Source organism: Mesonia oceanica (assembly GCF_902499555.1).
Taxonomy (GTDB): Bacteria; Bacteroidota; Bacteroidia; order Flavobacteriales; family Flavobacteriaceae; genus Mesonia; species Mesonia oceanica.
The window spans coordinates 436,906-447,101 of the sequence record NZ_CABVMM010000001.1; the positions used below are offsets into that span (position 1 = coordinate 436,906).

The following is a 10,196-nucleotide window of genomic DNA, read 5'->3' on the forward strand; positions in this document are numbered from 1 at the left end:
AAGTTAAGAAAAGATTTGCTAGCAGTTAAGATTAGTTAAGGTAGCTTGTTAAATTGAGGAAAATGAATAAATCGCGCAAAAGCCCCGATGTATTGGCATTCTTGTGTTGCTTGTGGTTTCGATTCTGTAAAAAAATAACATTTAGTTAAGAAATAATTGATAATTTTTATATCTTCAAGGCCTTAACTCAAAAACTATCCTTAATGAAAAAAATTACATTATTGTTATTTATAATTTGCGGATATCTCTCTTCTTATGGGCAGATAGGTATTCTTGAAAATTTCGACGATGGAGTCCCTGCCGGGTGGTCGAGCTCCTTTTTGGGGAGTGGTACTCAGGCTTGTGAGGGTCAAAGTATTCGTGATAATCTTTATTCAGGGAGTACAACAGGAAACTTAATTTCGCCTAATATTGAAGGTCAATCCAATGAAACAGAGCTAAGCATTAGTTTTGATTATAAGATTGTAGATTGGTCAGCTGCTACGAATCCTACCGCAGCAGGTTGGGGGAATTTTACCGTAGATTATTCTACCGATGCAGGTGCTACATGGATTAATGTGGGAACCGTAGATGATTCTAATCATGTGGTTTCTGCAGAATGTGCAACCATGAGCTATACGGTTCCTGCTACAGACTTGCCTGAGGGGTCAGACTTTCAATTAAGATTTAATATTACTTGGGCGGCAGGAGATTATTATATGTATTATGATAATTTGTCTGCTATGCAAGTAGCGGAAAACCCACCTAACTGTGATGCTGTTTTAACTACTCCGGAAGATGGAGCAACAGAAGTGTCTATTCAAGATAGTACTATTTCATGGTCTACTGCTACTGGTTTGCCAAGTTCGTATGTGTTAACAGTGGGAACCACTTCTGGCGGTTCTGATATGGTTGATGGTGAAAATGTGGGGAATGTTACTAGTTATGATATAGGTGATTTAGCATATTCTACTACTTATTATGTAACTATTGTTCCTGAAAACAATATAGGGGCTGCGACAGACTGTACTGAATATAGTTTTACGGTAGAGGATGATCCTGCTATAATTGTTGATTGTTCTGATGGAACACCGGAAATTTTAAATTTCTGTTACGATGGAAATAATGAAGTTTTAGAATACAGTTTTACTAGTTCCGATGGTTCTGGTATTACCATTAATGTTACTGAAGGACAAGTAGAAAACAACTATGATGAATTTATTGTTTTGGATTCTGATGGAACAGAGTTGTATAATGGATACGGAGCTTCCGGTGATCTTTCTGGATTAACATTTATGTCTAGTGGAGATAATTTGACAGTACAGGTCAGTTCAGATATTTCTGTTAATTGTGGAAGTAGTAGCAACTATACTCCTATTAATATTGAGACAACTTGTTCTTCATGTTTAATGCCACAAGCAAGCTTTGAAGTAGTGAGTGATTGTGCAAACGGCCCTCAATTTATGATTGATGTGGATCTTACTGGTTTAGGGGATGCAAATGATATAGATATTTCTGATAATCAAGGAAACAGTCAAACAGTGTCTTCCACAGGAGTGTATACTTTTGGCCCTTATACTAATAATACCGATGTAGAATTTACAGTTGCAAATAGCCAAGATTCCTCTTGTACTTTATCAAGTGAAGTTTTAACGCAACCCTATTGCTCTGATAACTATTTAGAATGTGGGATTGATGAGCCTATAAATTCTGTTTTTTGCTATGAAGGTTATGAGACAGTAGAGTTAACTTATACTACAGATGATGGTTCTAATATGAACCTTGTGGTAAACTCGGGTATGATTTATACTTATGGTGGTACTTTTGATGTGATAGACGCTGATGGAACGGTTTTGTATTCCGGTTATGGAGATGAAGGAGATCTTTCTGGAATTACTTTGCAATCAATGGGAGATACCATCACGGTTTCTTATACCGCTGGTTTTTATGATTGTGAGGGGTATAATTCTTCAGAAATAGACCTTACCGTATCTTGTTCTTCTTGTTTAAACCCTCAAGCAGACTTTGCTATAGTGGAAGATTGTATTAACGGTCCTCAATTTTTTATAGATGTTGATTTAACTAGTCTTGGAAGTGCAGATGATGTTACTATAGAAGATAATCAAGGAAACTCTCAATTGGTTGATGCCTTAGGGGCTTATAACTTTGGTCCTTATAGTAATGGAACCTTAGTTGAAGTTGTGGTTACCAACAATCAGGACGATTCTTGTGATGTTACCAGTGGGGAATTAACTCAAGAATATTGTGCTGAGAATTATTTAGAATGTGCAAGTGGTGATCCTGTAACTACTGTTTTTTGTTATGAAGGTTATGAGACAGTAGAGTTAACTTATACTACAGATGATGGTTCTAACATGAACCTTTTGGTGAACTCTGGTATGATTTACACCTTTGGAGGTAGTTTTGATGTATTAGATACCAATGGAGATGTTTTGTATTCTGGTTATGGAGAGCAAGGAGATGGTGATCTTGCAGGGCTTACTGTGCAATCGACAGGAGATACTATGACAGTTTCTTATACTGCTGGTTTTTATGACTGTGAAGGTTTTAATTCTTCAGCGATAGATCTTACCGTATCTTGTTCTAGTTGTATAAACCCTCAAGTTACTTACGAAGTAGTAAGTGATTGTACCAGTGGTACCGATCAGTTTTTTGTGGATGTTGAATTGGAAGGTTTAGGTTCGGCAAGTGAAGTATCCATCAATGATAACCAAGGAAGTGCTGAAGTTACGGCAACCTCTCCAGGATCTTTTACGTTTGGTCCTTTTCCAAATGATACACCAGTGGTTATTACTACAGAAAATTTAGATGATTCTAGTTGTACGGTAATCAGTCCGGTCCAGTCCCAAAATTTCTGTCCGCAACCACCTATTATTGTTGATGAGTCAACATACACAGTAGAAGAATTAATAACAGATGTGTTGTTAGGTACTCCTTGTGCTACGGTGAGTAACGTTACTTGGTCAACAGGTACAGACTTTGGAGATGTTAATGGAATTAGTTATTTTGATGATAATGATTCTAACTTTCCTATAGAGAGTGGGGTGTTGTTGTATAGTGGAGATGTGAATGATGTTCCCGGTCCGGAAGACGGTGTTAATTCGTCTGGAGGTTATAACTGGGGTGGAGATGATGACCTAACCGATTTAATTCAATCTATAGAAGGAAACACGACATCAACTTCTCAAAATGCAACAGTCATTGAGTTTGACTTTGTTCCATTTATTGAAGAAATAAGTTTTGATTTCTTATTTGCTTCTGAAGAATATGGTACTTTTCAATGTACTTATTCAGATCCATTTGGATTTTTCTTAACTGGTCCGGATGGTACTACTACCAATATCGCAATTGTTCCAGGGACAAATGATCCTATAGCAGTAACTACTGTTAGGGATAACGCTTACAATGCCAGTTGTGAGTCTGTTAATGAGCAATATTTTGGAGAGTATTACGGAGATTTACCTCCAGCGGCTTCTCCTATAGATCTTATAGGGCGTACTGTTGTAATGACTGCCACTGCGAATGTTATTCCTGGACAGGAATACCATATTAAATTAGCTGTAGCAGATAGAAATGATACGGCCTATAATTCAGCGGTTTTCTTAGCAGCTGGTTCCTTGGAAATTGGAGAACCTGAGTTAGGGGATGATATTACTGTTGAAAATGGAAATACTACGTGTGGAGATGATTCAATTGTATTGGATACGGGATTACCGGATTCAGATTTTGTTACCTTTTTCTGGGCCTATACCGATTTGGATGGAAATGTAAGTACGGTTAATGATGATCAAGGGAATGCTATTGATGCGCCAAGTATTGAGGTAACGGAAGAAGGAACTTATACCATTCAGGTATTGTATGGAACTTCTTGTTTGCCGGATCCTGTAAATATTGAAGTGGAGTTTTACCCTTCTCCGGAAGTGGCCATTGAAGACGATATGTTACAGATTTGTAGTGGAGGGGCGGTTGCCATTGATGCTACCCCTAGTAATATGGGAGAGTTGAATAATGTTACTTATGAATGGTTCTTAGATGATGCGCCGCTTTCAGCTAGTCCAACTAACCCGGTATATGTGGCTTCTGTACCAGGAACCTATGAGGTGATAGTCACGGATGATACGGGAGGTTGTTCGGTAACAGAGACCGTAGAAGTTGAGTTGATTGATTTTGATGTTAATTTCGACGGGATATCGATAGGCTGTATCGAGGAAGGGGAGCCAACTAGTTTTGAACTTACCCCAATCATTGATAATGTGCCTGCAGAAGATATGGGAGATTTAACCTATACTTGGTCTACTAATGGGGAAACAACGCCATCTATTGTGATTACAGAAGATGGAGAGTATACCGTAACCGTAAATTATCAAGGTTGTTTTGAAACAGCAACATTCAATGCGGTTTTTGTTCAATCACCTATCATAGATTTGGGGCAAAATCAGTCAGTATGTGACGGAGGTAGTGTTTTACTCAATGCTACACCTAGTAATTCTGGTGATTATGATACATTAACTTATGAATGGACAGATGGAGATGGGCTTGAAGTGCCGGGAGTAGGTAATAGTTCAACTGCTAACTTGCCGGAAGGTGAATATACGGTAGTAGTTACAGGTGTTTACACCGATGCTAATAGTGGAGATGTTATTACTTGTTCAGGTACAAATACTGTGTTTGTAGAAGATGTCACGTATACGGTAGATCTAGGTGCAGATCAATTTAATTGTGATGATGTAGCTAGCGAACTAACAGCCGTTGTCAGCGGAGAAGATGCTTCAAATGCTACTTATCAGTGGTACTTAGGAGGTGTAGCGATCACAGGAGAAACAGGTGCGACTTATACTCCTGTTGCTGAAGGTGTGTATACTGTGGAAGTTTCTATTGAAGGATGTGTGAAAACAGATGAAGTTAGCATATTGTTAGATTTAACCCCACAGGTGGATTTAGGTGGAGATCAGGTTACTTGTAGCTTAGGAGATTATACGATAGATGTAACTCCTTCTAATATGAATAGTTCGGAAGTGACCTATATTTGGATGTTAGACGGAACTACAATTGCTGAACAGGGGCCAACGGTTAATCCAAGCGTTTATGGCTATGGTACTTATGAGGTGAATATCACTTCTAATGATGATCCAACTGGAGATTGTAGTGCTAATCTAACGATTGCTTTTATAGAAGCTAACTATTCTGTGAATCTAACGAATTCTGGAGGAGCCCTAATCACTGCAATTAATTATTGCGAAGAAGAAGGGGAAATCCCAACCCATGAGATAACATTTTCCGCAGAATTAGAAGGGGTAGATGCGAGTGAGGTAAGTTTCGTTTGGTATATGGGTGAAGATGAAATTATAGGCGCCACTGGTCCTACCTATACAGTTGTTTACAATGAAATGGGAGAATTTACAGAGGAGTATTCAGTAGATGTTATGTATGGTGACTGTGTAGAAATATCTTCTGTTTCTTCAGTGGATGTGTCTATTCTGCCTTATGAGTCTGGATGTGTGATTTCTCAAGGTTTATCTCCTAATGGAGACGGTATGAATGATTGTTTAAACCTTGAGTTCTTAGATGATCGTACAGGTATTGCAAGCTTAAAAGTATATAATAGATACGGTAGGTTGGTATATGAAATGAATGATTACGTCGATTCTTTCTGTGGACAAAACTCAGACGGTGATAATTTAACCACAGGTACCTATTTCTATGTTTTAGAGCTAGAAGGAAATGATCCAGTTTTTGGAAATGTTAAAAAAGGTTGGATTTATATAAATCAAGATAAATAAAATTTAAGAAGTAAATACTAAACCCTATTTTTAGGGTTTAGTATTTACTTAAAACCCTAAATTGAAAAATAACAACAAGCAAATGAAAAAACTTTTTGTAGCTATTTGCGCATTTTTTATACTCACAGTTTTTGAGGTGAATGCACAACAGGACCCACAGTATACTCAGTATATGTATAATATGAACGTAGTAAATCCTGCCTATGCAGGTTCAAAAGAGAGCCTGAATATTGGATTATTGTATAGAGACCAGTGGTCTGGTTTTCCAGGGGCACCGAGAACTTTTACCATGTCTGCCCATTCCCCGGTTGGAGATAAAACTGGCTTAGGCCTTTCTGCTATTTCGGACGAGATAGGACCAGTAAAAGAAACTAATGTATATGCAGACTTCTCTTATACCTTAGATTTTGGGAATAGTAGAAAATTAGCTTTTGGGGTGAAAGCTGGGGCAACATTTCATGACGTAGGTCTTACAAATCTTGAGTTGCAAGATGGAAACGGAGACTTAGGACCAGTTGATCCTGCTTTTGCTGCAGATGTCAATAATACCTATCCAAATTTTGGAGCAGGGTTTTTATATTATACAAATAATTGGTATGTAGGTGTTTCTGTTCCTAATATGTTGCAGTCTACCCATTTAGATGCCGATCCCGATGGAAGGGAATATGGAAATGAAGAGATGCATTATTTTGCTACTGCAGGATATGTATTTCAGTTAAGCGAGAATACAAAATTTAAGCCTTCTACCTTGGTGAAGTCTTCTTTTAATTCTCCAATTTCGTTTGACGTAAATGCTAACTTTTTATTTTATGATAGGTTTGAAATCGGGGCTTCCTATAGATATGAGGACGCGGTTAGTGGTTTGGCTAGTGTAAGAGCAACAGATTGGGTGCAATTTGGTTTCGCTTACGACCATTCCATATCAGATATAAATCAACCTTCTTACGAAGCATTTGTAATATTTGATATATTCTTTAACAAGAAAACATATCTTTCACCAAGATATTTCTAAAACCTTATTTTATTTAAGAAGACATCATTATGAGAAAAACATACTATATTTTAAGTTTAGCATTCTTTCTGGGATTTGTTAGCGTTTATGCTCAAACAGACGATACTAAGAAAGCAGATAAATACTTCCAGAGGTTAGAATACGTAAAAGCTATTGAGGAATATGAAGACCTCGTTGAGGACGGAGATGGGACACCATATATTTATCACCAATTAGCAGAAGCTTATTTTAATATTTATAATACTGAAAAAAGTGAATATTACTATAAAATGTATATTCAAGAAGCAGATGATGTAGACGGTACGGTTTACTATCGTTATGCTCAAATGCTTAAAGCTAATCAGAAGTTTGACGAGTCAAATGAAGCGATGAAAAAATTCGCTTCTAAGTCTCCCAACGATGAAAGAGCAAAAGCTTTTAAAGCAAACCCTGATTATCTTCCCAAATTATTAAGTGGAGATCCAAAGTTTACCGTAGATGCTATCTCTTTTAATACAGAACTTTCAGATTTTGGAGGCTATGAATATAATGATAAATTATATTTTGTTTCTGCAAGAAATAAATCCAGAAGAAATTATGGTTGGAACGATCAGCCTACCTTAGATGTATATGTGGCCACTAAGGAGAATGGAGAATACCAAAATCCAGAAGAATTAAAAGGAGAAGTGAATTCTAAATACCATGAAGGTACAGTGAGTATTACTCCTGATGGGAAAACCATGTTTTTTACAAGAAACAATTACTTAGATGGTGATTATGAAAAGAGTTCAGAAGGAATTGGAAAATTAAAAATATATAAAGCCAATTTAGTAAATGGAAAGTGGGACGATGTTCAAGAATTACCATTTAACTCAGACGAATATTCTACAGGTCATACTGCCCTTAGTCCAGATGGAAAGACCTTATATTTTTCTAGCGATATGCCAGGAGGTATGGGAATGTCAGATTTATATAAAGTCTCTATTAATGAAGACGGGAGTTTTGGAGAACCTGAAAATTTGGGATCAAGCATCAATACAGAAGCTAGAGAGAGTTTTCCGTATATAGATTCAGAAGGTACTTTATATTTCTCTAGTGATGGTCAATTAGGGATTGGTGGACTTGATGTGTTCTATGCAAAAGCAGACGGTGATGGTTTTTCTTCTGTTAAGAATATGGGGCAGCCTATTAACAGTACTGGTGATGATTTTGCTTTTACCTTTAATATAAATGAAGAATCGGGCTTTGTGAGTTCTAATCGTAGTGGAATTGAAGAAACCGTCGCTAACGATAATATTTACCGAGTGATGCAAATCCAGCCATTAGATGAAATTATCGTGAACTCTAAAGTAGTTGATGCCGAAACGGGGAAACCAATTGCTGGTGCAACTGTAATTGTGTATGATACTGAAGAGAACGAAATTGCAAAAGCTATGACAACACCGCAGGGAGAAGCAGATTTCACCTTGCCTGGAAGCGTTGATTATTCTATTCAAGTAAATGCAGATGATTACGAAAGTAATATGGCTTCTGTATCAAAAGAAGAAGACGGTGAAGTCGATTTGGTTATTGAATTAAATCCTATCGAGGAAATTATTACCGAGGAAGAAATTGTACTTAATCCAATTATGTTTGATTTTGATAAATCAAACATAAGAAAACAAGCTGCTTTTGAACTGGATAAATTAGTACAGGTAATGAAGAAATATCCTGATATGGTTATAAAAGTAAATAGTTATACCGATCGTAGAGGTCCAGAATCATATAATCAAGGATTATCTGAAAGAAGGGCACAAAGTACAGTGCAATATGTGATTTCACAAGGAATTGATGAGTCTAGAATTAGCGGAGAAGGATTTGGGGAATCTGATCCTAAAGTAGATTGTGATCAATGTACAGAAGAACAATATGAAATGAACAGACGTTCAGAATTTAAAATAATAAAAAGATAAATATTTATCTATTTAAGATAGAAAGTCCTAATTTTTAAACAATTAGGGCTTTTTAGTTCTTTAATTATCCTCAATTACAAAATTTATAGTTAATTTTACATTTCAATGAAATTTTGATAAGATGAAAAAGAAAATTACAACAATTTTAGCCTTAGTGATTTTGTCTCTCATAGGATGGCAAATGGAAGCTCAGGTTTTTGAAGATTTTGAATCAGGATATCCTGCTGGCTGGACAAATTACCAGACAGAAAGTGATGATCCTGGTTTTGTTATAACGACTAGTCAAGCTTATAGTGGAACGCAGTCAGTTTATCATAATGATGATAACCTTGCTGCCATTTCTACTTCTTGGATGGTCACTAATGTCAATACAATTGCTGAAGGCGTTAATGATTATCTTTCTTTCTGGTATAGACAAAATTATACGCCTACCTATTATGTGTATTCCGGGGTGTATATATCTACGGCTTCTGGTGATCCTATCGCTAATCCTGATGACTTTGTGGAGTTACAGGAGTTTAATGGAGATTTTGGATATTCGGAAGATGAGTGGACTGAATATACGCTATCACTTACAAGCTACGTAGGAGAAGATGTTTACTTGGCATTTAAATATGAAGGTGATTTTGATCATGAATTTTATATCGATGATTTTTCCTTAGAGCCAATACCAACTTGTCCTAAACCAACCTCTCTTGCGTTAGATAATATTACAGCTAACTCGGTAGATGTTAATTGGGTTGCTGGTAATGATGAAACGGAATGGGAGCTTGTATATGGAGCACCCGGTTTTGATCCGGAGACAGAAGGTGAGACCATTTCAATTACGGATGGAACACCAAGTGAAACAATAACAGACCTTGATTCTGAAACAGATTATGAGGTGTATGTAATTGCTATTTGTGGTACAGATGATGAAAGTGATTATGTAGGTCCAGAGTCATTTACAACAGCAATTAGTTGTCCTGCACCTACTGGGATAAGCTTAGATGGAATTACTACATCTTCTTTGGATATTAGTTGGAATGCTGGAGGAAGTGAAACCGAATGGGTAATTATTTACGGAGCCCCAGGTTTTGATACAGAAACAGAAGGTGAAACCATACAAGATACAGATGGTACCCCAGGAGAAACAATTTCTTCTTTATCTTCTGGAACAGATTATGAAATTTATGTAAAGGCAGTTTGTAGTACAGATGATGAAAGTTCATTAGTAGGACCTGTATTGTTTAATACAGCTACTTTAGTAGATTGTGGTGTGGGACCTGTATCCGAAAATTTCTGCTATGGAAACAATGAAGATTTACAAATTGATTATGTAAGTTCAGACGGTAGTTCACTTAATTTAGTTATAAATTCAGGTTTCTTGGAAAGTTGTTGTGACGATTTTATCGTATTGGATTCTGATGGAACCGAACTTTTCAATAGTGGAGGAGATATTTCTGGACAATCATTTCAATCAACCGGTGATCA

At 36.7% G+C, this 10,196-nt stretch carries 4 protein-coding genes; all 4 read left to right on the forward strand.

Annotated features, from left to right (window positions below):
- The first annotated feature begins 203 nt into the window (after positions 1-203).
- Positions 204-5,780, forward strand: a complete 5,577-nt coding sequence (locus tag FVB9532_RS01945; protein WP_150543525.1) for a choice-of-anchor L domain-containing protein — start codon at positions 204-206, stop codon at positions 5,778-5,780.
- A gap of 82 nt (positions 5,781-5,862) precedes the next feature.
- A complete protein-coding gene (locus FVB9532_RS01950; protein WP_150543526.1) occupies positions 5,863-6,792 on the forward strand; it encodes a PorP/SprF family type IX secretion system membrane protein in 930 nt (309 codons plus the stop codon).
- Positions 6,793-6,821: 29 nt separating this feature from the next.
- Positions 6,822-8,723 carry an OmpA family protein gene (locus FVB9532_RS01955; protein WP_150543527.1) on the forward strand — a complete coding sequence of 634 codons (1,902 nt, stop codon included), beginning with the start codon at positions 6,822-6,824 and terminating at the stop codon, positions 8,721-8,723.
- Between the two features lie 121 nt (positions 8,724-8,844).
- Positions 8,845-10,196, forward strand: a 1,352-nt coding sequence (locus FVB9532_RS01960) for a choice-of-anchor J domain-containing protein (protein ID WP_150543528.1), incomplete at its 3' end; no start/stop codon positions are given.